Consider the following 24,101-nt stretch of genomic DNA (forward strand, 5'->3'; position numbering starts at 1 on the left):
AGGGACCGGTTCTGTTAGATTGGTCCCATCGGATTGGTCTAAACCACATAGACGTTCCAGACCCTCCAGCCCTCTTCAGAACGGCAGGCCCAGCGTGGAAGTTGTCATCGTTCCGGACGCCGCCGCGGGTGGCGAGCTGATCGCCGAGGCCATGGCCCAGCTGATCCGGCAGAAGCCGGACGCGCTGCTCGGGGTGGCCACGGGCTCGACCCCGCTGCCCATCTACCAGGCGCTCACCGCCAAGGTCCGGGCCGGTGCCGTGGACACCTCGCGGGCGCGGATAGCCCAGCTCGACGAGTACGTGGGGCTGCCGGCCGAGCATCCGGAGTCGTACCGGTCGGTGCTGCAGCGCGAGGTGCTGGAGCCGCTCGGGATCGGGATGGGCGCGTTCCTCGGCCCCGACGGCGCGGCGGAGGACGTGCAGGCCGCCTGCAAGGCCTACGACGCGGAGCTGACGCGGGCGGGCGGCGTGGACCTGCAGTTGCTCGGGATCGGGACCGACGGGCACATCGGCTTCAACGAGCCGTGTTCCTCGCTGGCCTCGCGGACCCGGATCAAGACGCTGACCGAGCAGACCCGGGTCGACAACGCGCGGTTCTTCGACGGGGACATCGCGCAGGTGCCGCACCACGTCATCACCCAGGGGATCGGGACCATCCTGGAGGCGCGGCACCTGGTGCTGCTGGCCACGGGTGAGGGGAAGGCCGACGCGGTCGCGGCGACGGTGGAGGGGCCGGTCGCCGCGGTGTGCCCGGCGTCGGCGCTGCAGCTGCATCCGCATGCCACGGTGGTCGTCGACGAGGGCGCCGCGTCCAAGCTGAAGTTCGCGGACTACTTCCGGTACACCTTTTCCAACAAGCCGGGGTGGCAGGGGATTTAGCGGATTCGTCTGCCGGGTTCGGTTCGATTCGGACTGATCGTGTGTGGGGGTTGCTCGCGCAGTTCCCCGCGCCCCTTTGGGGCGCGGGAGCGCGGGGGCCTCGGGTAGGTTGCCCGCCATGACTGTATTAGGGCCCGACGTCTGGCCGCCCGCCCCGATCAGGACCGAGCGGCTCGTGCTGCGGGGGTCCGAGGCTCGGGACCGGGCGGCGGTCATCGAGCTGGGCGCCTCGCCGGAGGTGGGCACCTACCTCGGTGGCCCCCGACCGCGTGCAGAGCTCGAACGCACGGTGCCCGAGGTGCCCGGACGGCGCCCCGGCTTCTTCGTGGTCGAGCTCGACGGGGCGGCGATCGGCACGGTCCAGCTCGACCCGCAGAACCCCGGGACTCCGGTCCACCGCCGGGAGGCCGGGGAGACCCACCTCGGCTACCTGTTCCTGCCGGACGCGTGGGGACACGGGTACGCCGGCGAGGCGTGCGCGGCGGCACTCGACTGGTTTTCCGGTGTGCTTCCCGGTGAGCCGGTGGTGCTCTACACCCAGACCGCCAACGTCCGCTCGATGCGCCTCGCGGCGAAGCTCGGCTTCACCGAGCTGGAGCGATTCGAGGCGTACGGCGCCGAGCAGTGGTTCGGGGTGCGGTCATCGGCCCGGTGACACCGTCCGGCGGATGACCGCACCCCGGTGAATTGCGCTACGCGGTCACGCCCGCGACGGCCTCGGCCGCCGCCACGCCGCAGACCCTCGCCGCGCCGTGTGTCGCGATGTGCAGGTTGCCCCGGGGCGGGGCCTGGGGCAGGCCCATCTCCACCACGATCGTGTCGGGGCGGGCCTTGAGCAGGATGTCCAGGGCCGTGGTCATCCAGGGGTGCCGGTGTTCGTCGCGCACCACCGCGACGATACGGCGCTCCCCCGCCGCCACGATCGCCGCGTGGCCCGCGTCCTCGCCCGCGAAGCTGCCGGTCTCGGTGCCGGGCAGCAGACGGGTCAGTTCGGCGGACACGCCCCACGGGGTCTCCGTGCCCACCGCGATGTTGGTCTCGGGGGTGAGGGAGGCGACGAAGAGCGGCTCGGTCGGGGGCGTGTACGGGTCGACGCGCGTCACATGAAGCGCGCGGCGGGCGGCGACGAGACCGATGTCCGTGAGGGTCGGGTCCGGCTCGGCCACTTCCGTCGTGGCCGTCCAGGCCGCCAGTGCCCGTACCCGCTGCGCCGCATCCGCCAGGCGTTCCTCGGGGAGTTCGCCGGAGCGGACCGCCGCGACCAGGGCGTCGCGCAGCCGTCGTACCGTCTCGTCGTCCGAGAGGCCGCCGCCCACGCAGATCGCGTCGGCTCCGGCGGCGAGCGCCAGGACGCAGCCGTGCTCGATGCCGTAGGTCCCGGCGATGGCCTGCATCTCCATGCCGTCGGTGACGATCAGGCCGTCGTAGCCGAGTTCCCCGCGGAGGAGTTCGGTGAGGACGCGGTGGGACAGCGTCCCGGGCCGGGACGGGTCCAGGGCGGGGACCAGGATGTGCGCGCTCATCACGGCGCGGGTGCCGGCCGCGATGGCGGCGCGGAAGGGCACCAGTTCGCGGGAGTGCAGGACCTCGGCGGTCACGTCGATGCGGGGCACGGCGAGGTGGGAGTCGACGGCGGTGTCACCGTGGCCCGGGAAGTGCTTGGTGCAGGCCGCCACCCCGGCCGCCTGGAGGCCGGTGACGTAGGCCGCCGTGTGGCGGGCGACCAGGTCCTGGTCGGCGCCGAAGGAGCGGACGCCGATGACCGGGTTGGCGGAGTTGGAGTTCACGTCGGCGACCGGGGCCCAGCTGAAGTTGACCCCGCAGGCGGCGAGGCGGCGGCCCAGTTCGAGGGCGACCTGCCGGGTCAGCTCCGGGTCGTCGACGGCGCCGAGGGCGTTGTTGCCGGGGAAGGAGGAACCGGTGCGCACCTCAAGGCGGGTGACGTCACCGCCCTCCTCGTCGATCGCGACCAGGACGTCGTCCCGCTCGGCACGCAACTGGGCGGTGAGTGCGCCGAGTTGCTCGGCCGAGATGATGTTGCGGCCGAACACGCCCACGGAGGCGAGGCCTTCGCCGAGCCGGCGCAGCAGCCAGTCGGGGGCGGTGGTGCCGGTGAAGCCCGGCTGGAGGACCGTCAGCGCGTCGCGGGTGAGCGTGTCGGTGCCGCTGGCGTATGTAGTCATCGGAGGGGGTTATCCCTTCACGGCGCCCGCGGTGAGGCCTGCGGCCATCTTCCGCTGGACGAGGAGGAACAGGGCGACGATCGGCACGGCGAGCATGGTGGCGCCGGCCATCATCGGGGCGTATTCGGTGCCGTGCTGCGTGGTGAAGTTGGCCAGCCAGACGGTCGCCGTCTGGTGGTCCTGGCTGAGCAGCATCAGGGCGTAGAGGTACTCGTTCCAGGCCTGGATGAAGCCGTAGACCGAGGTGGCGACGAGGCCGGGGGCGAGCAGCGGGAAGACCACCCGGACGAAGGCGCCGGTGCGGGAGCAGCCGTCGACCATGGCGGCCTCCTCCAGCTCCTTCGGGATGTTGACGATGAAGCCGCGCAGGGTCCACACCGTGAAGGGCAGGATGAACGTCAGGTAGGTGATGATCAGGCCGCTGAGCTTGTCGTACTGGTCCAGGTCGTTGAGGAGCAGGAAGACCGGGATGATCATGGCGACCAGCGGGATCATCTGGACCGCGAGGATGCCGACGATCACGATCTTCCGGCCGCGGAAGGCGAACCGGGAGATGGCCAGGGCGGCCAGCAGTCCGACGACCATGCCGATCACCACGACGGAGAGGGACACGATCAGGCTGCGGCCGACCGGGCCCCAGAAGTCGGCGATGTCCAGGGCGCGGCTGAAGTTGGACAGGGTGATGCCGGTGGGCAGCAGGCTCGGGTCCGGGTCGATGGCGTCCTTCGCGGGCTTGAACGCCGTGTTCAGCATCCAGTAGACCGGGAAGCCCGCGACGACGAAGACGAGGAGGCCGAGGAGGTTCCAGCCGGCCTTCGCCTTCCTGCGGCCGGGGGTGGCGACGGTGCTCATTCGACCTCTCCGATCTTCAGCATCTGGCGCATGTACACGGCGACGACGCCGAGCAGGAGGAGCACGGTGAGCAGGGCGATCGCGGAGCCCTGCCCGTAGTCGTTGACGACGAAGGCGCGGTCGTAGGACCAGGTGGTCAGCAGCTGGAACTCGGCCTCGGGGTGGCCGCCGCGCATCACGAAGACCTGCGGGAAGACGCCCATGTCCCAGATGACCGAGAGGGTCGTGAGCATCACGATGACCGGCTTGAGGATGGGCAGCGTGACGTAACGGAAGACGCCCCAGGGACCGGCGCCGTCGAGCCGGGCGGCCTCCTCCAGTTCCTGCGGAACCTGGGTGAGTCCGGCGCTGAGCGTGATGACCACGAAGGGGATCGCTCCCCAGACCACCAGGAGCATGATCACCGCGAGCCCCTCGGGCCCGCTGGCGAACCAGTTGTGGCCGACCATGTCGACCCCGGGGAGCTTGCTGAGCACGGCGTTGAGGACGCCGTAGTCGGAGTCGAAGAGCCACTTGAAGACCGTGGTGGCGACGATGACCGGCATGCCCCAGCTGGCCACCAGCGCGATGTTGACCAGCGTCTTCACCCAGCCGGAGACGCGCTGCAGCAGCAGGGCGACGAGCATGCCGACGACCATGGTGAAGACGACGCAGCCGGCCGCGAAGACGATCGTGCGCAGCACGACCTGCCAGAACTCGCTGTCGCCGAGCACCTTGGAGAAGTTCCCGAACCCGGTCCACTCGGCCGGCTTGAACCCCCACAGCTGGGACTGCCCGAAGTCCTGGAAGGAGAGGGTGACCAGCCGGTAGAGGGGATAGCCGAGGACGAGCGCCAGGATCAGCAGGCAGGGGGCGAGCAGCAGCCAGGGGACGGCGGGACCGCCCGAGCGCCGGTTCGCACGAGGTCTTTGCGGGGAGTCCGGTGGAGGTGCCGGCACCTTGGCGGGTGTGGTCGTATCAACGGCACTCATCGTGCGCTCCTCAAACAGATCGAGAGAGGCCCGCAGCAACGCGCCCCTTCAGGGGACACGCCCTGCGCCCCGTCAGGGGGCGCGTCTCGCGCCCCGTCAGGGGCGCGGGGAACTGCGCGACCAGCCACAACGAACCGGCACCAACCCACCAACCCATCGCGGCACCTTCTGACATCACCCACCTGCCGGGCCCGGCCCCCCGTCGGCCAGGCCCGACCGCAGGCCACTACGGGGTGTTGATGACCTTGTCGATCGCCGCGTCGGCCTCCTTGGCCGCCGCCTCGACCGACTCCTTGCCGGTGCCGATGTTCTGCAGCATCGTCTGGAGCACCTGGGCCTTCTCGACCTGACCCCAGCCCGGCGCCATCGGCACGAACCAGTTGGACTCGGCCGCGGTGGCCGGCACCGCCGTCGCCGGGTCGTTCTTCAGCGTGGCGAGGTCGGTCTTGTTGTTGGGCAGGTTGCCCTTGGCCATCAGGCCCTTCTGGCCGGAGGGGCCGGTGAACGCGTTGATCCACTCGGCGGCGACGGCCTGCGCCTTGGACTTCACCGGGATGGCGAGGTCGGAGCCGCCCAGGAAGACCGGCATGTTCTTGCCGGACGGGCCGGGCATCACGAAGTTGACGAGGTTGTCCTTCAGCTTGCCGCCGGTCTTGTCGTTCTTCGGGTCGGCCGCGGTCGCGCCCTCCCAGGCGGCACCGAAGATCATGGCCGACTTGCCCTGGCCGTAGACGATGTAGCGGTCGGACTCGTCCTTGGTCTTGTCACCGTGCATGTACTTGTCGATGACGCTCTTGAACTCGTTGAGGCCCTTGATGGACTCCGGCGAGGAGAGGTTGCCCTGCCACTTGCCGCCGTTCTCGACGGCGATGGAGCCGCCGGCGTCGTAGACGAAGGACATGGCCGCGTACCAGTCACGGGTGGGCTGGTACCAGGCGCTGAACTTGTCGCCTTCCTTCTTCTGGATCTTGTCCAGGTCGGCGGTCAGCTCGGTGTAGGTCTTCGGCGTGGTCTTGATGCCGGCCGAGGCGGCGATGTCCTTGCGCCAGTTGGCGACGCGGCCACCGGCGTAGTACGGCACACCGTAGGTCTTGCCCTGGTAGGTGACGGAGGCCTTGAGGCCGTCGAGCCACTGGTCGGAGCTGGTGAACTGGGAGGCGTCGACGGGGGCGAAGGCGCCCTTGACCATGTAGCCGAGCATCTCGGTGTTGCCCATCTCGACCACGTCGGGGGCCTTGTCCGTGGCGAGGACGGCGTCCAGCTTGGTGTTCTTGTCGGGCCAGCCGTAGTACTCGTGCTTGATCTTGATGCCGGGGTGCTTCTTCTGCACGGCGGCGTCGGCGGCCTTCACCAGGTCGGGCCAGTTGTTCTGCGCGTCCACCGTGAGCCAGACGGTCAGCGCCTTGGCGTCCGACCCCTGGGCCTTGTTGTCGTCCTTGTTGTCACTGCCACACGCCGCGACCGAGAAGACCATGCCCGCGATACCAATCGCGGCTATCAGCTTGCGCTTCACGCCACCCTCCTCAGGGATGCCACAAACCCCCCTGCCTCCCCGCACGAGCGTTGGGCCGGGACCTGGACCAATGGTGTAGACCAGTGCGGGAAGCTTGGCCCAGACCAGTAGGCCTGTCAAGGGTGGCCGAATGAGCTCCGACCAGCCGTTATGCGACCTACATATGCAGGAACCTTTAAGTAAGAACCCCTCGAAAACCCGAGGCGCGGACGAGACAATTCCGGTAGACCACTCCAGCGATGGACTAGACCAGAAGGGCCTGCGACGGTATACAGAAGGGATCACGCAGCGTGCAGCGGAAACCCCGGTACGCTGCCGTGCCACGTGGCGAGCAGTACCAGTAGCCGGGAAGGCGGAGCATGAGCACCGACGTCAGCAGTGCGGAGAACGAGAGCGGGACAGCCGTCCGTACCGCGCGTGTGCCCAAGTACTACCGCCTGAAGAAGCACCTGCTCGAAATGACCGAGACACAGGCCCCCGGCACCCCGGTCCCGCCCGAGCGCACCCTGGCCGCCGAGTTCGACACCTCCCGCACCACCGTCCGCCAGGCCCTGCAGGAACTCGTCGTCGAGGGCCGCCTGGAGCGCATCCAGGGCAAGGGCACCTTCGTCGCCAAGCCCAAGGTCTCCCAGGCGCTCCAGCTCACCTCGTACACCGAGGACATGCGCGCCCAGGGTCTGGAGCCGACCTCGCAGCTGCTGGACATCGGCTACATCACCGCCGACGACCGGCTCGCCGGCCTGCTCGACATAACGGCAGGCGGGCGGGTGCTGCGCATCGAGCGGTTGCGCATGGCGAACGGCGAGCCGATGGCGATCGAGACCACGCACCTCAGCGCGAAGCGCTTCCCGGCGCTGCGCCGCTCCCTCGTCAAGTACACGTCCCTGTACACCGCCCTCGCCGAGGTGTACGACGTCCATCTCGCCGAGGCCGAGGAGACCATCGAGACCTCCCTCGCGACCCCGCGCGAGGCCGGCCTGCTCGGCACCGACGTGGGCCTGCCGATGCTGATGCTCTCCCGCCACTCCCTGGACCGCGAGGGCCAGCCGGTGGAATGGGTGCGCTCGGTGTACCGCGGCGACCGCTACAAGTTCGTGGCGCGGCTCAAGAGGCCGCAGGACTGACGCCCACCCGGGCGTGTGGTCGGCTGGGGGTCCGGGGGTTACCCCCCGGGACAACGCAGCGTGGCGCGGCTCAAGCGGCCCCAGGACTGACGCCCACCCGGGCGTGTGGTCGGCTGGGGGTCCGGGGGTTACCCCCCGGGACAACGCAGCGTGGCGCGGCTCAAGCGGCCCCAGGACTGACGCCCACCCGGGCGTGTGGTCGGCTGGGGGTCCGGGGGTTACCCCCCGGGACAACGCAGCGTGGCGCGGCTCAAGAGGCCCCAGGACTGAGGCCGTTCACATCCCGTCCCTCCTGACGGCTCATCACGCTTCTCCACCAAATCGACATACCGATATGCGGATGAGGTCTTCCACTGACCTCACGCGTTCGCCATGATTGCCTGCGCATTACACAGGTGAACAACGGTGATCGCCGTGCGGTCAGTGAGGGGACGGAGCCGCGAGATGTCAGATGCGTCCGATGTGACCAAAGCGGCGGTGATGACGCCTGTGCGCGTCGCCATCGCCCTCTGCCTGATAGCGCCCTTCGTGGCGATGCTGTGGGTGGGCTCGTACGCCAAGACGGACCCCGTGTTCATCGGGATCCCGTTCTTCTACTGGTACCAGATGCTGTGGGTGCTGCTCTCCACCGCGCTCACCATGACCGCCTACCAGCTGTGGCAGCGTGACCAGCGCGCACGCAAGGCCGCCACGAGCACGGACGGGGGTGCGGCGAAGTGAAGGACGGTGTGAACGGCGTCGCGCTCGGCGTCTTCGTCTTCTTCTTCCTGGCCGTCACGGCCATCGGCTTCCTGGCCGCGCGCTGGCGCAAGGCCGAGAACGAGCACTCCCTCGACGAATGGGGCCTCGGCGGCCGGTCGTTCGGAACCTGGATCACCTGGTTCCTGCTCGGCGGCGACCTGTACACGGCCTACACCTTCGTCGCCGTACCGGCGGCGATCTACGCGGCGGGAGCGGCCGGCTTCTTCGCGGTGCCGTACACGATCCTGGTCTACCCGCTGATCTTCACGTTCCTGCCCCGCCTGTGGTCGGTCTCCCACAAGCACGGCTACGTGACGACCTCGGACTTCGTGCGCGGCCGCTTCGGCTCGCGTGGCCTCTCGCTCGCCGTCGCCCTGACCGGCATCCTGGCAACGATGCCATACATCGCCCTGCAGCTCGTGGGCATCCAGGCGGTGCTCGACGTGATGGGCGTCGGCGGCAGCGACGGCACCAACTGGTTCCTGAAGGACCTCCCGCTCCTCATCGCCTTCGGCGTGCTCGCGGCCTACACCTACTCCTCCGGCCTGCGCGCCCCCGCCCTGATCGCGTTCGTGAAGGACGCGCTGATCTACATCGTCATCGCGGTGGCGATCATCTACATCCCGATCAAACTGGGCGGCTTCGACGACATCTTCGCCAAGGCGGGCGACAAGTTCACGGCGGCGGGAGCGGGCGGCCTGGTCCCGGCCCCGGCCGGCCAGTGGACGTACGCCACCCTGGCGCTGGGCTCCGCGCTCGCCCTCTTCATGTACCCGCACTCGATCACCGCGACGCTCTCCTCGAAGAGCCGTGACGTGATCCGCCGCAACACCACGATCCTGCCGCTGTACTCCCTGATGCTGGGCCTGCTCGCCCTGCTGGGCTTCATGGCCATCGCGGCCGGCGTCAAGGTCACCAACGGCCAGCTGGCCATCCCGCAGCTGTTCGAGAACATGTTCCCGGACTGGTTCGCGGGCGTCGCCTTCGCCGCGATCGGCATCGGCGCCCTGGTCCCCGCGGCCATCATGTCCATCGCGGCCGCGAACCTCTTCACCCGCAACATCTACCGGGACTTCATCAAGCCGGACGCCACGCCGAAACAGGAGGCCCAGGTCTCCAAGCTGGTGTCCCTGCTGGTGAAGGTCGGCGCGCTGGTCTTCGTCCTCACCATGGACAAGACGGTCGCCATCAACTTCCAGCTGCTGGGCGGCATCTGGATCCTGCAGACCTTCCCGTCCCTGGTGGGCGGCCTGTTCACCCGCTGGTTCCACCGCTGGGCCCTGCTGGCGGGCTGGGCGGTCGGCATGGTCTACGGCACGGCCGCCGCGTACGGCGTGGCCTCTCCCACCCAGAAGCACTTCGGCGGCTCCTCGAAGGAGATCCCCGGCATCGGCGAGATCGGCTACATCGGCCTGACGGCGTTCGTGCTGAACGTGGTGGTCACGGTGGTCCTGACCTTCGCCCTGAAGGCGCTGAAGGCCCCCGAGGGCATCGACCAGACCAGCCCCGAGGACTACACGGCGGACGCGGGCGACCCGGAAGTGGAAGTGGAACTGCCTCCGGCTGTCGCGCCCCTTTAGGGGCGCGGGGCTGTATCGATGTGCGGCTCCGCCGCATGGGCGCGAGCAACCACCCACAACCCGCAGCGGGCCACCGGGAAATCCCACCCTCGGCGGCCCGCTGTCGTACACACTCACCCGCATGGACTTCGTCATCCGGGAAGTGCGCCCGGCCGAATACGACGCCCTCGGCGAGACAACCGCCCAGGCCTACCTCCAGGACGGCCTCCTGGACTTCGGTGAGAGCGACTCATATCTCACCGAACTCAAGGACGTGGCAAAGCGGGCAGCCGCGGCCGGCGTTCTCGTCGCCGTTCGCGGCACCACCCTCCTCGGCGGTGTCACCTTCGTCCCGGGCCCCGGCCCGATGGCCGACCTCGCCGCCCCCGCGGAGGCCGAGATCCGCATGCTCGCCGTCGGCCGGGCCGCCCGCGGCCAGGGCGCCGGCGAGGCCCTCGTCCGTGCCTGCGTCGACCGCGCACGGGCCACCGAGGGCTGCACGGCCGTTGTCCTGTCGACCCAGCGAAGCATGCACACCGCCCACCGCATCTACGAACGCCTGGGCTTCGTCCGCACACCGGAGCGGGACTGGAATCCCGTGCCGCACCTGGACGACCTCACTCTCCTCACCTATCAGTTGACGCTCTGACACCACCGCGACACAACATCTGGGGGTGACGTGACAACCCGGCACTAGATGTATGCTCATGCTCGCTGTCGCCGCAGGGGAATCCGGTGCGAATCCGGAACTGTCCCGCAACGGTGTACTTGTGCATGTTCGTGCACAGGAGTCAGTCCGAGGACCTGCCGACAGCACGCCCAGCCACCCGGCGAGGGCGTTCTGACGTCCGGGCCTCGTGGAGTGGGCCAGGGTCTCGACGCGTGCCCACGTGCGCTCGTGCTGCCCCCTGCCCTCCGCCAGGCCCCGAGCCCAGCGAGGGAGAGCCCCACGTGACCATCGCGCCAGCCGACCCGGCCTCAGCGACCATCTCTGTGGAAGAGGACGGTCCCGGTACCGCGCTGCTGCGGACCCTGGCCGAGCTGACCGCCGACCTCCCCGACGCCGAACCCGGCCGGGTCGCCGCCGCCGCGCTGCGCGGCCGGTCCGCCCGGGCCGACGAGGCGGAGTTGCGCGAGCTGGCCACCGAGGCCGCCGCCGGTCTCATCTCCGAGGACCCCGCCTACTCCAGGCTCGCCGCCCGGCTGCTGACGGTCTCCGTCCGTGCCGAGGCCGCCTCGCAGGGCGTGACGTCCTTCACCGAGTCCGTCGCCGTGGGGCACCGGGAGGGGCTCATCGCCGACCGGACCGCCGAGTTCGTACGGCTGCACGCGGCCCGCCTCGACGCCCTCGTCGACCCCGGCGCCGACGACCGCTTCGGCTACTTCGGCCTGCGCACCCTGCACAGCCGGTACCTGCTCCGGCACCCGATCACCCGCAAGGTCATCGAGACCCCCCAGCACTTCATGCTCCGGGTCGCCGCCGGCCTGGCGGATGGGGGTGCCCCCTCTGGGGGAGACACCGCCCGCGCCCTGGACGAAGTCGCCGCGCTCTACGGCCTGATGAGCCGCCTCGACTACCTCCCGTCCTCCCCCACCCTCTTCAACTCCGGCACCCGGCACCCCCAGATGTCGTCCTGCTACCTCCTCGACTCCCCGAAGGACGAGCTGGACTCCATCTACGACCGCTACCACCAGGTCGCCCGGCTCTCGAAGCACGCCGGCGGCATCGGCCTCTCGTACTCCCGGATCCGCAGCCGGGGTTCGCTGATCCGCGGCACCAACGGGCACTCCAACGGCATCGTGCCGTTCCTGAAGACGCTGGACGCCTCGGTCGCCGCCGTGAACCAGGGCGGCCGGCGCAAGGGCGCGGCCGCGGTCTACCTGGAGACCTGGCACTCCGACATCGAGGAGTTCCTGGAGCTGCGCGACAACACCGGCGAGGACGCCCGGCGTACGCACAACCTGAACCTCGCGCACTGGGTTCCGGACGAGTTCATGCGCCGGGTGAACGCCGACGAGCCGTGGTCCCTGTTCTCCCCCGCCGACGTGCCGGAGCTGGTGGACCTGTGGGGCGCCGAGTTCGACGCGGCCTACCGGGCGGCGGAGGACAAGGGCCTCGCGCGCAGGACCATCCCGGCCCGTGACCTGTACGGCCGGATGATGCGTGCCCTCGCGCAGACCGGCAACGGCTGGATGACCTTCAAGGACGCGGCCAACCGCACCGCGAACCAGACGGCCCTGCCCGGTCACGTCATCCACTCCTCCAACCTCTGCACGGAGATCCTGGAGGTCACGGACGACGGCGAGACGGCGGTCTGCAACCTCGGTTCGGTCAACCTCGGCGCCTTCGTCGACACGGCGGGCGGTGACATCGACTGGGAGCGGCTGGACGAGACCGTCCGCACCGCCGTCACCTTCCTCGACCGGGTCGTCGACATCAACTTCTACCCGACCGAGCAGGCGGGCCGGTCGAACGCCAGGTGGCGGCCGGTCGGGCTGGGCGCGATGGGCCTCCAGGACGTCTTCTTCAGACTGCGCCTGCCCTTCGACTCCCCCGAGGCCACGGCACTCTCCACCCGGATCGCCGAGCGGATCATGCTCGCCGCGTACGAGGCCTCGGCCGACCTCGCCGAGCGCAGCGGCCCGCTGCCGGCCTGGGAGAAGACCCGTACCGCGCAAGGTGTGCTGCACCCCGACCACTACGGCGTCGAGTTCACCTGGCCGGAGCGCTGGGCGGCGCTGCGCGCGCGGATCGCCACGACCGGCCTGCGCAACAGCCTGCTGCTCGCCATCGCGCCGACGGCCACCATCGCGTCCATCGCCGGTGTCTACGAGTGCATCGAGCCGCAGGTCTCGAACCTCTTCAAGCGCGAGACGCTCTCCGGTGAGTTCCTCCAGGTCAACTCCTACCTGGTGCAGGACCTCAAGGACCTCGGCGTCTGGGACGCCCGCACCCGCGAGGCGCTGCGCGAGGCCAACGGCTCGGTGCAGGACTTCGCGTGGATCCCGCAGGACGTACGACGGCTCTACCGCACGGCGTGGGAGATCCCGCAGCGCGGACTGATCGACATGGCCGCCGCCCGGACCCCGTACCTGGACCAGGCCCAGTCCCTGAACCTCTTCCTGGAGACGCCGACCATCGGCAAGCTCTCCTCGATGTACGCGTACGCCTGGAAGTCGGGCCTGAAGACGACGTACTACCTGCGCTCCCGCCCGGCGACCCGGATCGCCCGCGCGGCCCGAGCCACCGTCCCCGTGCAGCAGACGGCTCCCGAGGACGCCGTCGCCTGCTCCCTGGAAAACCCCGAGTCCTGCGAGGCCTGCCAGTAATGTCCGTCCGTAACCAGAATCTCCTCGACCCCGGCTTCGAGCTGACTCTCCGCCCCATGCGCTACCCGGACTTCTACGAGCGCTACCGGGACGCCATCAAGAACACCTGGACCGTGGAGGAGGTCGACCTCCACTCGGACGTGGCCGACCTCGCGAAGCTCACGCCCGCCGAGCAGCACATGATCGGCCGTCTGGTCGCCTTCTTCGCGACGGGCGACTCGATCGTGGCGAACAACCTGGTGCTGACGCTGTACAAGCACATCAACTCCCCGGAGGCGCGCCTGTACCTGTCGCGCCAGCTCTTCGAGGAGGCCGTGCACGTCCAGTTCTATCTGACGCTGCTGGACACCTACCTCCCCGACCCGGACGACCGTGCCGCCGCGTTCGCCGCCGTGGAGAACATCGCCTCCATCCGCGAGAAGGCCGAGTTCTGCTTCAAGTGGATGGACTCGGTGGACAACCTGGACCGCCTGGAGTCCAAGGCCGACCGCCGCCGCTTCCTGCTCAACCTGATCTGCTTCGCCGCGTGCATCGAGGGCCTGTTCTTCTACGGCGCCTTCGCGTACGTCTACTGGTTCCGCAGCCGGGGTCTGCTGCACGGTCTCGCCACCGGCACCAACTGGGTGTTCCGTGACGAGACGATGCACATGAGCTTCGCGTTCGACGTCGTGGACACCGTCCGCAAGGAGGAGCCGGAGCTCTTCGACGACGAGCTCCGGCAGCAGGTCACCGACATGCTGCGGGAGGCCGTGGAGGCGGAGCTGCAGTTCGGCCGGGACCTGTGCGGTGACGGCCTGCCGGGCATGAACACCGACTCGATGCGCCAGTACCTGGAGTGCGTCGCCGACCAGCGGCTGGGCCGCCTGGGCTTCGCCCCGGTCTACGGCTCGGAGAACCCGTTCTCCTTCATGGAGCTGCAGGGCGTTCAGGAGCTGACGAACTTCTTCGAGCGGCGCCCGTCCGCGTACCAGGTGGCGGTGGAGGGCACCGTCGACCTGGACGAGGACTTCTGAGCCTGCTGAGCCTTCGGGGTATCCCGCTCCCCGCGGTCCTCATGGGCCTCCCTGATCTGCCGGTCGATGCGCCTGTCGCGCAGGACGCCGAGCACGGACGGGAGGGCCATGAGGACCAGGATGCCGAGGACCAGGACCATTCCGATGAGACCTTCGATCTGGTTTCCGTTCATGGACACCAGTCTCAGGCCGGATACTCCTTACCGTGAGTGGCAGCACTGCCACACACCCTCGAATTACTGCCAGGGGCGAGGCACACTGGCAGCATGCTGAAGAACGTGGCCACAGTGCTTCTCGACGGTGTGCACCCCTTCGAGCTCGGAGTGGTCTGCGAGGTCTTCGGCCTCGACCGCTCCGACGAGGGGCTGCCGGTGTACGACTTCGCGGTGGTCTCGGCGGAGGGGCCGGCGCTCGGCACCCATGTGCCGGGCCTCACCGTCTCCACGCCGTACGGCCTGGACCGCCTCGACGAGGCCGATCTGATCGCGGTGCCGGCCTCGGACGCCAACGTCGCCCGGGAGTATCCCCCTGAGTTGCTCGCCGCCCTTCGCCGGGCGGTGGACCGGGGGGCCAGGGTGCTCAGCGTCTGCTCCGGCGTCTTCGTGCTCGGCGCGGCCGGGCTGCTGGACGGGCGCCGGTGCGCCGCGCACTGGCGGCACGCGGACCTGCTGGCCCGCCGCTTCCCGCGGACCCGGGTCGAGCCGGACGTGCTGTACGTCGACGAGGATCCGGTGATCACCTCGGCGGGCACCTCGGCCGGTATCGACGCCTGTCTGCACATCGTGCGCAAGGAGCAGGGCCCGGAGGTGGCGACGAAGATCGCCCGGCGGATGGTGGTGCCCCCGCACCGGGACGGCGGCCAGGCCCAGTACATCGAGCGTCCGCTGCCGGAGGGCCCCTGCGACACGGTCGGCGGGGTGCTGGCCTGGATGACGGAGCACCTCGACGAGGAGGTCACCGTCGAGCAGCTGGCCGCCCGCGCCCTGATGGCCCCGCGCACCTTCGCCCGCCGCTTCCAGCAGGAGACCGGCACCACCCCGTACCGCTGGATCCTGCGGCAACGGGTGCTGCTGGCACAGGAGTTGCTGGAGGGGACGGACGAGACGATGGACGCCATCGCTGGCCGGACCGGCTTCGGGACGGCGGCCGCGCTGCGGCACCAGTTCGTGAGGTCGCTGGGTACGACGCCGAACGCCTACCGGCGCGCGTTCCGGGGCCCTGAGGCCGCCTGAGCGCGCGCCGGTATCAGGCGTGACCCGCCGGTCGGCAGGTCACCAGGGCACGGGTGCGAGCAGCAGCCGGTGCGGGCGCAGGGTGATGCCCACCCGGGTGGTGTCGTTCGACCCGGCGACCTGTTCGAAGCGGTACTTGGCGCACAGGGCCGCTGTGATCAGGCTGAGCTGGGTCATGGAGAAGTGGTCGCTGGGGCACTTGCGGTTGCCGACGCTGAAGGGGCTCATGGCGTACTTGGGTACGTCCTTGGCCCGCTCCGGCAGCCAGCGGTCCGGGTCGAAGTCGAGGTGCCCGGCGTAGGAGTCCGGGTCGCGCTGGATGGCGTAGGGGCTGTAGACGATGTCGGCCCCGGCCGGAATGCGATACCCGCCGAGCTCGGTGTCCGCCTTGGCGCGCCGCGTCAATATCCATACGGCGGGCCGCAAACGCATCGCCTCGACGACGACATTGTTGGTGTGCGTGAGCCGGCGAACGTGCTCAAAACCAACCGGTTGACCGCCCGTCACCGATTCGACCTCGGTCCGTACCTTCTCGGCGTGTTCCGGGTGTTCGGCGAGCACCTGGAGCAGCCACATGATCGTGGAGGCGACTGTTTCGCTGCCGGGGGTGAGTATCGCGACCACCTGGTCGTGGATCTCCTGTTCCCCGATGGGCTCGCCATTCTCGTCCTTCGCCGCGAGCAATGCCGTCAGCAAATCGTCCGGCTTTTGACCAGATGCCCGGCGCTCGGCGACGATCTCGTCGACGAGGAGATGCAAATCGGCCAGCGCCCGGTTGAATTCGCGGTTGGCCGGCAACGGCAGCCGGTACAGCGGGCCGAGCGGTACGACCATCCGCCGGTACATACCGCGGAAGACGCTCGCGAGGTCGACGCTGAGCCGCTCCGCGCGCTCGTCCATGTACTCGCCGCGCAGCAGGCAGCGGGCGGCGATGCGGACGGCGACCCGGAAGGACTCCGAGGTGCAGTCGACGGTGGAGCCGGGCTGCCAGCGTTCGGTCAGCGCGTGCGCCTCCTCCTCCATGACCGGCCCGTAGTCCGGGATCGCGGAGAGGTTGAACGCGGGCTGGATGGTGCGGCGCTGGCGCCGGTGGCGGGGGCCGTTGGCGGTGGCCACGCCCTCCTTGCCGAGCAGCCCCTCCAGGGACTCCCACAGCGGGCCGGCGATGACGAAGTCGGGGTTCAGGGCGAGGGCGCCGGTGAGCTCCGGGGTGGTGACGGCGTACACCTCCTTGGGGCCGAGCCTGAGGCGCACCATGTCGCCGTGGGCACGGAGTCGGGACATGAAGGCGAGCGGGTCGCGGACCAGCCGCCAGCCGTGCCCGAGGACCGGCACACCGCCGCCGGCGAGGGGCGGTTCGCGCAGTTGACTGTGTTCGGAAGCCTCCGCGGTCGCGGGGTTCACGGACTCGACGGTCATTTCTCACCTGCCGCTTCGTTGTTGACGTACGGGGGCGTGGACCGGTCGTCCCAGCTGTCGACCATGTAACGGCCGGATTCGTGGTGGAACCAGTAGACGGAACTGAACCAGTTCCGCATATTGCCGACACAGGCCGTGACGGCGGCGCCGAGTTCTTTTCCGCGCACGGTGCCGTCGTCGAGCCGGTCGGCGAACCGCAGTGCGGTCCGCTCGGCGACCAGGAATTCGCGAATGCATCCCTCGACGCGTCGCCTTACTTCCTCGACCGCCTGTTCCAGACTCATTCCCTCATGGGTGACAAGACTGATTCCGAGATTGTGCACCTCGTCGCCCGCTATTTCCTTCGGCAGCGAGCACAAGTCGTTGTACCAGGCGGCGAATTCCTGACTGAGCAGCGCCGGCCGGCGGTACGCCGGGTTTTTCCGCACGGCGTCCGGGAGTTCGGTCCCGGCACTCGGCTCCAGCAGGTCCGTCCATATCCAGTGGGCGAAGGTGAGGCGCCGCAGGGCCAGGTATTCCTCGACCCTGGGAACGTATCCCGACCTACGGTTGCGGAACTCGCGGTCGTAGGCCTCGACCACCGCGTGGAAGTGCCGGGCGAAGCGCTGGTTCCAGGTCACCGGCAGGAACGAGTACAGCCGCGCGACGCTGTCCGCGAACCCCGCGACCAGGGTGTCCGGGTGGTGCAGGTGGTGCAGGGGCGCATCGAGGGCCGCGTGCAGCCGGAACCGCAGCCGCCGCCAGTCGGCCGGCCTGCCGTGCACGACGTCACGGTCGTGCCGGTCGTCCCAGACGAAGAACCAGGCGCTGTAGTCGCATATCGCCTGGATGACCTCGTCGGACGCCCCCAGGTAGTACCCCGCCATCAGGTCTGTGTAGCAAAGGCCGTCGGCATATTCCTGTACCTTGCCGGCCGGCATCAGCCGCTTTTCCAGCAGCCAGAGGCGGGTCTTCTCCTGTAGCTGCGGCCAATACGGATGCAGTTGCCGGGGAAACTCGGCCTCGATCACCGGGAGGGCGAGTTGCGGTGGAACCGCGACCGCCGTCGGCGTCGATGTGGTGCTGTGTGGGAAAGCATGCACGAACAAACCCCTCTCAGCCGAGCCAGGTGCGCACGCCCCTCCCGCTGTGCCGGGCGTGCGCCGTTGCGTATCCCCGCAGTCCCCATTCAGCACCACAACTGACCGCTCTGGGAACGGATTTGCTTCACTCACTACCCCACAGTGCCGAGAATCTCCCCTTGTGTGACTGATTAAGGATCGTTAGGGGTGCACAAAGGATCGAATGTGCGACGCACAGACGAGCGAGTCCGATCGAACATGACGAACGCCTGGTCGGAGGGTTCCCGACCAGGCGTCACAGCTGTCCTGCAGCGTTCCCTGCGTATCAGTCGTTGGCGACCACGGGGTAGCGTGGCTCGTTCTCGGCCATCTGCCGCAGCGCGTCCTTGCGCTCGCGCTTGGAGAGCCGGTCGATGTACAGGTAGCCGTACAGGTGGTCGGTCTCGTGCTGCAAACACCGAGCGAAGTAGCCGGTGCCGCGCACCTTGATCGGGTTGCCCTTCTCGTCCTGCCCGGTGACCTCGGCGTAGTCGGGCCGGGCGAGCGGGGCGTAGGCGGTGGGCACCGACAGGCACCCTTCGTTGCTGTCGTCCAGCCGCCGCTTGTCCGCCGGCAGGTCGACCAGCTTCGGGTTGCAGACGACACCCACGTGCCGGGCGCCCGCGTCGTCCTGGCAGTCGTAGACGAAGACCTTCAGGTCGACGCCGATCTGGTTGGCGGCGAGGCCGACGCCCTCGGCGGTCCGCTGACTCGCGAACATGTCGGCGACGAGCTGGTCCAGCTCCGCCCCGAACTCGGTGACGTCCTTGCACTCCTTGTGCAGCACCGGGTTCCCGACGACGGTGATGGGCCGCGAGGTCCCCCGCTCACGCCAGGCGTTCTCGCGCTCCTCGGTCCCCTCGGTGTCGACGACGAAGCCCTCGTCATCCACGGGGAGCACGCCCGCGTGCTGCTGATCGGTGTCCTGCTGGGCCATGACCGACGTAAGCCTTCCTAGGTAAAACAGGGGAGATGTTGCTGATACAGGGTACGTGGATGCGCCCCGTCAGGGGCGCGGGACTGTATCCGATATGCGGCTGCCGCCGCGTGGGCGCGACCAGCCCCCACCGGCCCGCACCCGACGAGCGACGCTCAACAGACCTCTTCCAAATCCCGCCAGTCCCGGGAGTCAGGGCTGTCCGCAACCCACCCGTCCAGCAACCCCCTCACCAGCGCAGCCGGCGCAGCCACCCCGCACTCCCGCTCCGGCACCCACAGCTGCCCGTCCGTCCGGTGCCCCAGCGGCCCCGGATGCCCCGGCTCACTGTGGTCGTGGGGATCGAGGTGCACCCCGTCCCCCTCGTCGGACGGCATCCGCGACTCCGAGCACATCCGGCACAGCAGCCGCACCGAGGAGGACCAGTCCTCCGCCGCGAACCCGGCATCCCCCGCCAGCTGCTCCAGCGCGTCCCGGTCCGACTCGGTCGCCGCCTCCAGCAGCACCACCCAGGTCGGCACCGGCGACGGCGCCCACAGCTCGATCTCGTCGAAGACGGGGTACGCGTGCCCGGTCGCCGTGGTCCGCTCGCCGTGCGGCACCCCGTCGTGGAGGACCACCTCGCCCCAGCGCCGCCCCGACGAGGGCAGCGGAATGGACTGCACCTCGATACGGGCGGGGTCCAGCCGCCGCCCCCACACCACCTCGGCCTCCCCTTCCGGGGACAGCCGTACGGCGGCACTGCCCAGGTCCATGCCGTCCGGCTCACCGGACGCGGTGGCGCCTCCCGGCACCCGCAGCCCGTACGCCTGCCAGGCCCGCCGGGCCAGCGGCCAGTCCTGCAGCGCGGTCGCCGCGATGCCCACGTTCCACCAGTCGGGTGCCCCGGTCTCCCGGTCGAGCAGGGCCACCGCCCGCAGCCCGGCCGCCCGCGCCTGCTCCCAGTCGTGCCGGAACTTGTGCAGCAGGGCGAGGTTGAACCAGGACTCCGACAGCCAGGGTTCCAGGTCGGCTGCGCGCGTCAGCAGCTCGCCCGCGTCCTCGTACCGGCCGTCGCCGATCAGCGTGAACGCGCGGTCGGTGGCCTGCCGCCAGGAGGCGGAGGGCCGGTGCCGTCCCTTGCCGAAGATCCTCACGATTCCCGCCTGCCAGTTCCATTTCCGCACAGTGGGCTGGCTTGTGCCCCCGGACATCACCCTCTCCTTCGCATCCAACCACGTACGACGGGAGGGCCGCTCATTACCCATGGGTTACCCAGCCGCGCGCAAGGTCAGACAGTCCCTGGAGAGCACGCGGGCCAGTGACTCCACGACCTCGGGAGCGTAGTCCCCGGCAGTGGCCAGGCGTAACTCCTCCAGCGCGGTCAGCGGCCCGCCGGGCCCGGAATCCCGGGCCTTCTCCTCGTACGCGTTGACGGCCCGCACGATCCGCGCGGCGACCGGCTGCTCCCGGTACGGGTCGGCCTGCCGCTCCACGACCACGGCGACCGCCGCGTCCACCCCGGTCTGCCGCACGACGGCCCCGCCGAGCAGGGCTATCCGCCGCTGCTCCGCCGCCGGCAGCCCGGCGGTGGCCCCGGCGGGCATCGGGTCGACAAGACTGAGCTGGCCGATGTCGTGCATCAGCGCCGCGTACTCCAGCACGGTGAGCTCCGCTTGGGACAGCCCCAGGTCCCGCCCGACGGCCTGGCTCAGCGTGGCCACCCGGCGGGCGTGCCCGGCCGGGGTGTATCCCGCTATCTCGGTGGCGCGGGCGAGGGAGGCGATGGTCTGCCGGTAGGTGGCCCGGACGGCCGCGTACCGGCGCAGGGACAGCTGGGTGAGGAGCAGGGGCAGACAGAAGACGGGCAGCGCCCACAGCCCGACGACGGCGACGGCCAGCGCCATCACCGCCCCGGTGGCGCAGACGGCGGACCCGATGCCGAGCAGCCCGCGCAGCTCGTCCCGCAGCAGCGGCCCGAACGGCCACCCCGTGCGGGAGTGGGCCTGCCCGGCTGCGAGCACGGCGTCGCACAACGCGGTGAGCACGAGCAGCGCGACGAGCAGCAGCGCGTACGCCGGTCCGCCCCACTGCTCCAACACGCCCCTGCTGTAGAGGGGTTGGAAGCAGACGGCGGCGAAGCCGACGGTGAGGACGCGGCGGGCGAGATGGTCGAGGGTGGGCCGCCGCCCGCCGGCTATGTGCGGGACGCTGCCGAGCAGCGAGGCCGCGCAGACGACGGTGACGACCTGGAAGGCCCCGTCGTGTGTGGCCACCCCGGCGTCGGCGCCGAGCAGGGCGTAGGCGAGCCCGCCGGCGGCCCCGAGCGGGGCGGCCTCCCGCACCTCGGCGCCGGTCCACCGGGCCCGCTCCCCGATGCCGACGAGCACACCGAAGGCGAGGGCGATGCCGCGGTCGCCGAGGCCCTCCCAGAGGGTGCCGGCGAGACAGCCGAGGGCGAGCAGCAGGGCGGCGAGGCGGATGCATCCGAGCGCGGCGAGACGGCGGAAGCCGGGTCCCGGGGCCAAACCGGCCGGACCGGCCGAGCCGTCGCCGACAGAGCCGCTGCTCGCCTGTGCGAAGCCGCGGCCGGCCGGTCCCGGGGCGAACGCCGGCTCACCGGGCATCACAGGGCACCTCGCCCGACGCTTTCGCGGTCACCGTCCGGCGGACCGGAGACGGACGGGCCGGACGCGTCGGACGCGTCGGACGGCTGGACGTCGGCGGTGACCGCGGGGTGCCAGCCGTGCCTGGCCAGCGCTCGCGCCAGGGCGTCGACGACCCCCGTGTCGAAGTGCCGCCCGGCGCACCGCCGTAACTCCGCCACCGCGACGGCCACCGGCCGGGCCCGGCTGTAGGAGCGGGTCGACGTCATCGCGTCGAAGGCGTCGGCGACGGCGACCACGCGGGCGGATTCCGGGATCTGGGTGCCCACCAGTCCGTAGGGGTAGCCGCTGCCGTCGATGCGCTCGTGGTGGTGGAGGATCGCCGCGCGGGCCTCGCCAAGGAAGGAGATCCCGCGCACCATCTCGTGGCCGTACTCGGGGTGCAGTTCGATGATCCGCCGTTCCTCCGGAGTGAGCGGCCCGTTCTTGCGGAGCAGCCGGGTGGGCACGCCCAGCTTTCCCACGTCGTGGAGGATGCCGGCGAAGCGGAGCACCTCCACCCGGTCGTCGTCCAGGCCCAGCTCGCGGGCGATCATCACGGAGGCCTGTCCGACCCGCTCGCTGTGCCCGCGGGTGTACCCGTCCTTGATGTCGACGGCCTGGACGAGCGCGCGGATGGTGGCCTGGTGGGCGGCGCGCTCCCGGTGGTACTGGGCGAACACCCACCAGGACACGCACATCGGCAGCAGGACGAGCAGCGCGGCGACGGGACCGTACGGGCTGCGCCAGAGCACGGCCATCATCAGCCCCGCCAGCCCGTGCACCCCGACCGGGGCGAGGGAGCGGGACAGCAGACCGCGCCAGGCCCGGCGTACCGGCACCCTCTCGGCCACCGCGAGAATCCCGCCGTCCAGCAGGGCGAGGACCGCGCAGAAGGCCAGCACGGCCGCGCCGCAGGGCAGCAGTGCGTACGGGAAGTCGGAGTCCACCACCGCGTCCCGCCCGCCCAGCGCCCAGTGCACACGCCCCGCGCCCCACACCGCGAGCGCCAGCTCGGCCGCCCGCCAGGTCCGGCGCAGTGCCTGCGGGCGTTGCTCGGCGCGCGAGAGCAGCGCACCCGGCAGCGGTACGAGCGCCGCGGCCGGCGGTGGCAGCAGGAAGGCGCCGGCGAGCAGCACCGGGTAGAAGGTGCCGCCGAGACGGCGCCGTACGACGTGCTCGCAGGCCGCGTACAGCGCGGCGAGGAGCGCGACGACCCACCACGGCGTGACAGCCCACCACGGCGTGACTGCCCGCCACGGCGTACGGACGCCCGGCAGATGCAGTACACAGAGCAGGGCGGCAAGGGCGACACAGGTCACGTACGCGCGTACCCGTGCCGGAACCGCCTCCATCTCGCCCCTCCCCCGACCATGCCCGTCCAGGCTCCGGAGCCTAGGGCGGGAGCCGGAGGGTGCGGGGGCTTATGACCGGAGGATTAGCACGTTCGGGTGACGGGACACCGGGGCGCGAACGGCCCGGCGCCGCCGCGGTCAGCTCTCCGGAGCGACCGGGGTGACCTGCGCGGCCGGAGCGGCCTGGGCAGCCGCGACGTCGTGTTCCGGGACGGTCTGGCCCGAGCGGATCAGATCCAGCCGCCCGAGCACCTTGGCCCGCAGGTCACTGGGCACGTCGTCATGCCCGCAGCACCGCTTGACCAGCTTCTTCACGGCCTGCTCAAGCCCGTACTTCTCCAGGCACGGGGAGCACTCGTCGAAGTGCTGCCTGAACTTGACGCGATCGACGTCCGGCATCTCACTGTCGAGGAACTCGTACAGATGATCGAGTACCTCACTGCAGTCCGTCTCGTGCGGCTCTCCGCAGCTCATGAGCCCGAGCCTTTCGCTTCGTTCGACTCTCCGGCACCGGCCGGGACGAGCCCGCGCTCACGCGCGTAGTCCTCCAGCATGCCGCGCAGTTGACGGCGGCCCCGGTGCAGCCGGGACATCACCGTACCGATGGGTGTCCCCATGATGTCCGCGATCTCCTTGTACGCAAAGCCCTCGACGTCGGCGAGATAGACGGCGATGCGGAATTCCTCGGGGATCGCCTGCAGCGCTTCCTTCACGTCCGAGTCGGGCAGGTGGTCGAGCGCCTGCGACTCCGCGGAGCGCAGACCGGTCGACATGTGCGACTCGGCGCGGGCGAGCTGCCAGTCCTCGATCTCCTCGGCCGCGGAGCGCTGGGGCTCGCGCTGCTTCTTGCGGTACGAGTTGATGAAGGTGTTCGTGAGAATGCGGTACAGCCAGGCCTTGAGGTTGGTGCCCTCGCGGAACTGGTGGAAGGACGCGTACGCCTTGGCGTAGGTCTCCTGCACCAGGTCCTCGGCGTCGGCCGGGTTGCGGGTCATGCGCAGCGCGGCCGAGTACATCTGGTCGAGGAATTCGAGCGCGTCGCGTTCGAAGCGCGCGGTGCGCTCCGAGGTCGACTCCGCGCTGACGCCCTGGCCCTCGGGCAGCTCCGCCTGGCCGTTGTCGGTCCCTGCGTCGGTACCGGTGACCGGACCCACCTCCTCAAGTTCCCGGGCAGGACCGAAACCGATCCCACTCGTCTCGGAGGATAGAACACGACCCGTGCCTGCCGCCGCTCGAATAGGAGCGGTCTTGGCCGCGTGCAGCACCGA

Annotated in this window: 22 protein-coding genes and 1 riboswitch; of the genes, 9 read left to right on the forward strand and 13 right to left on the reverse strand. The window is 70.0% G+C overall.

Features of this window, described 5'->3' with window-relative positions:
* The first annotated feature begins 94 nt into the window (after positions 1-94).
* Both nagB and SSP29_RS02915 read left to right on the forward strand, forming a co-directional pair.
* Positions 95-880, forward strand: a complete 786-nt coding sequence (gene nagB / locus SSP29_RS02910) for a glucosamine-6-phosphate deaminase (RefSeq protein ID WP_089098845.1) — start codon at positions 95-97, stop codon at positions 878-880.
* A 118-nt stretch (positions 881-998) separates the two neighbouring features.
* A complete protein-coding gene (locus SSP29_RS02915; RefSeq protein ID WP_089098846.1) occupies positions 999-1,535 on the forward strand; it encodes a GNAT family N-acetyltransferase in 537 nt (178 codons plus the stop codon).
* Between the two features lie 37 nt (positions 1,536-1,572).
* On the opposite strand, the gene SSP29_RS02920 is transcribed toward SSP29_RS02915, so the two are convergent.
* From SSP29_RS02920 to SSP29_RS02935, 4 genes are all read right to left on the reverse strand, one after another.
* Positions 1,573-3,063, reverse strand: a complete 1,491-nt coding sequence (locus SSP29_RS02920; RefSeq protein WP_089098847.1) for a glycoside hydrolase family 3 protein — start codon at positions 3,061-3,063, stop codon at positions 1,573-1,575.
* Between the two features lie 9 nt (positions 3,064-3,072).
* Positions 3,073-3,915: a carbohydrate ABC transporter permease gene (locus SSP29_RS02925; RefSeq protein ID WP_089098848.1), complete on the reverse strand. Its 843-nt coding sequence runs from the start codon at positions 3,913-3,915 to the stop codon at positions 3,073-3,075.
* Entirely contained in the window at positions 3,912-4,886 is a 975-nt protein-coding gene (locus tag SSP29_RS02930) for a carbohydrate ABC transporter permease (RefSeq protein WP_089098849.1), read from the reverse strand. Before SSP29_RS02930 ends, SSP29_RS02925 begins: the two co-directional genes overlap by 4 nt.
* A 226-nt stretch (positions 4,887-5,112) precedes the next feature.
* Positions 5,113-6,399, reverse strand: coding sequence for an extracellular solute-binding protein (locus SSP29_RS02935; RefSeq protein WP_089098850.1), 1,287 nt, complete (start codon positions 6,397-6,399; stop codon positions 5,113-5,115).
* Positions 6,400-6,758: 359 nt separating this feature from the next.
* Between SSP29_RS02935 and SSP29_RS02940 the strand changes: the two genes are divergently transcribed.
* The 6 genes from SSP29_RS02940 (at position 6,759) to SSP29_RS02965 (ending at position 14,166) form a co-directional block, all read left to right on the forward strand.
* Positions 6,759-7,523: a GntR family transcriptional regulator gene (locus SSP29_RS02940; RefSeq protein WP_089098851.1), complete on the forward strand. Its 765-nt coding sequence runs from the start codon at positions 6,759-6,761 to the stop codon at positions 7,521-7,523.
* 444 nt (positions 7,524-7,967) lie between these two features.
* Positions 7,968-8,243 carry a DUF3311 domain-containing protein gene (locus SSP29_RS02945; RefSeq protein WP_150133444.1) on the forward strand — a complete coding sequence of 92 codons (276 nt, stop codon included), beginning with the start codon at positions 7,968-7,970 and terminating at the stop codon, positions 8,241-8,243.
* Positions 8,240-9,844 carry a monocarboxylate uptake permease MctP gene (gene mctP / locus SSP29_RS02950; RefSeq protein WP_089098852.1) on the forward strand — a complete coding sequence of 535 codons (1,605 nt, stop codon included), beginning with the start codon at positions 8,240-8,242 and terminating at the stop codon, positions 9,842-9,844. Before SSP29_RS02945 ends, mctP begins: the two co-directional genes overlap by 4 nt.
* A gap of 121 nt (positions 9,845-9,965) precedes the next feature.
* The gene (locus SSP29_RS02955) at positions 9,966-10,472 is read left to right on the forward strand and encodes a GNAT family N-acetyltransferase (RefSeq protein ID WP_089098853.1); all 507 of its coding nucleotides are present in this window, start codon (positions 9,966-9,968) and stop codon (positions 10,470-10,472) included.
* Between the two features lie 52 nt (positions 10,473-10,524).
* Positions 10,525-10,649, forward strand: a riboswitch (cobalamin riboswitch).
* A gap of 125 nt (positions 10,650-10,774) precedes the next feature.
* On the forward strand, positions 10,775-13,153 hold the full coding sequence (locus SSP29_RS02960) for a ribonucleoside-diphosphate reductase subunit alpha (protein ID WP_089098854.1): 2,379 nt from the start codon (positions 10,775-10,777) through the stop codon (positions 13,151-13,153).
* Positions 13,153-14,166, forward strand: a complete 1,014-nt coding sequence (locus SSP29_RS02965) for a ribonucleotide-diphosphate reductase subunit beta (RefSeq protein WP_089098855.1) — start codon at positions 13,153-13,155, stop codon at positions 14,164-14,166. Before SSP29_RS02960 ends, SSP29_RS02965 begins: the two co-directional genes overlap by 1 nt.
* Here SSP29_RS02965 and SSP29_RS02970 read toward each other — a convergent pair.
* Entirely contained in the window at positions 14,079-14,348 is a 270-nt protein-coding gene (locus SSP29_RS02970) for a hypothetical protein (RefSeq protein WP_089098856.1), read from the reverse strand. The genes SSP29_RS02965 and SSP29_RS02970 overlap by 88 nt on opposite strands.
* Positions 14,349-14,432: 84 nt before the next feature.
* Here SSP29_RS02970 and SSP29_RS02975 point away from each other — a divergent pair, with 84 nt between their 5' ends.
* Positions 14,433-15,398, forward strand: a complete 966-nt coding sequence (locus tag SSP29_RS02975; RefSeq protein ID WP_089098857.1) for a helix-turn-helix domain-containing protein — start codon at positions 14,433-14,435, stop codon at positions 15,396-15,398.
* A 39-nt stretch (positions 15,399-15,437) separates the two neighbouring features.
* Here SSP29_RS02975 and SSP29_RS02980 read toward each other — a convergent pair whose 3' ends face one another.
* From SSP29_RS02980 to sigR, 8 genes are all read right to left on the reverse strand, one after another.
* Entirely contained in the window at positions 15,438-16,817 is a 1,380-nt protein-coding gene (locus tag SSP29_RS02980; protein ID WP_089098858.1) for a bifunctional albaflavenone monooxygenase/terpene synthase, read from the reverse strand.
* Positions 16,814-17,899 (reverse strand): epi-isozizaene synthase, encoded by a 1,086-nt coding sequence (gene cyc1, locus SSP29_RS02985; protein ID WP_089099780.1) that lies wholly within the window; start codon positions 17,897-17,899, stop codon positions 16,814-16,816. The genes SSP29_RS02980 and cyc1 overlap by 4 nt, the downstream gene beginning before the upstream one ends.
* Before the next feature lie 304 nt (positions 17,900-18,203).
* Positions 18,204-18,854, reverse strand: coding sequence for a peptide deformylase (gene def / locus SSP29_RS02990; protein WP_089098859.1), 651 nt, complete (start codon positions 18,852-18,854; stop codon positions 18,204-18,206).
* Between the two features lie 155 nt (positions 18,855-19,009).
* A complete protein-coding gene (locus SSP29_RS02995; protein WP_089099781.1) occupies positions 19,010-19,990 on the reverse strand; it encodes a hypothetical protein in 981 nt (326 codons plus the stop codon).
* 114 nt (positions 19,991-20,104) lie between these two features.
* On the reverse strand, positions 20,105-21,460 hold the full coding sequence (locus SSP29_RS03000; RefSeq protein ID WP_107436136.1) for an HD-GYP domain-containing protein: 1,356 nt from the start codon (positions 21,458-21,460) through the stop codon (positions 20,105-20,107).
* Entirely contained in the window at positions 21,460-22,833 is a 1,374-nt protein-coding gene (locus SSP29_RS03005; RefSeq protein WP_089098860.1) for an HD-GYP domain-containing protein, read from the reverse strand. The genes SSP29_RS03000 and SSP29_RS03005 overlap by 1 nt, the downstream gene beginning before the upstream one ends.
* 138 nt (positions 22,834-22,971) lie before the next feature.
* Positions 22,972-23,307: a mycothiol system anti-sigma-R factor gene (gene rsrA, locus SSP29_RS03010; RefSeq protein ID WP_089098861.1), complete on the reverse strand. Its 336-nt coding sequence runs from the start codon at positions 23,305-23,307 to the stop codon at positions 22,972-22,974.
* Positions 23,304-23,987 carry an RNA polymerase sigma factor SigR gene (gene sigR / locus SSP29_RS03015; protein WP_189267612.1) on the reverse strand — a complete coding sequence of 228 codons (684 nt, stop codon included), beginning with the start codon at positions 23,985-23,987 and terminating at the stop codon, positions 23,304-23,306. The genes rsrA and sigR overlap by 4 nt, the downstream gene beginning before the upstream one ends.
* Positions 23,988-24,101: the final 114 nt, after the last annotated feature.

The organism is Streptomyces hyaluromycini (assembly GCF_002217755.1).
GTDB lineage: Bacteria > Actinomycetota > Actinomycetes > Streptomycetales > Streptomycetaceae > Streptomyces > Streptomyces hyaluromycini.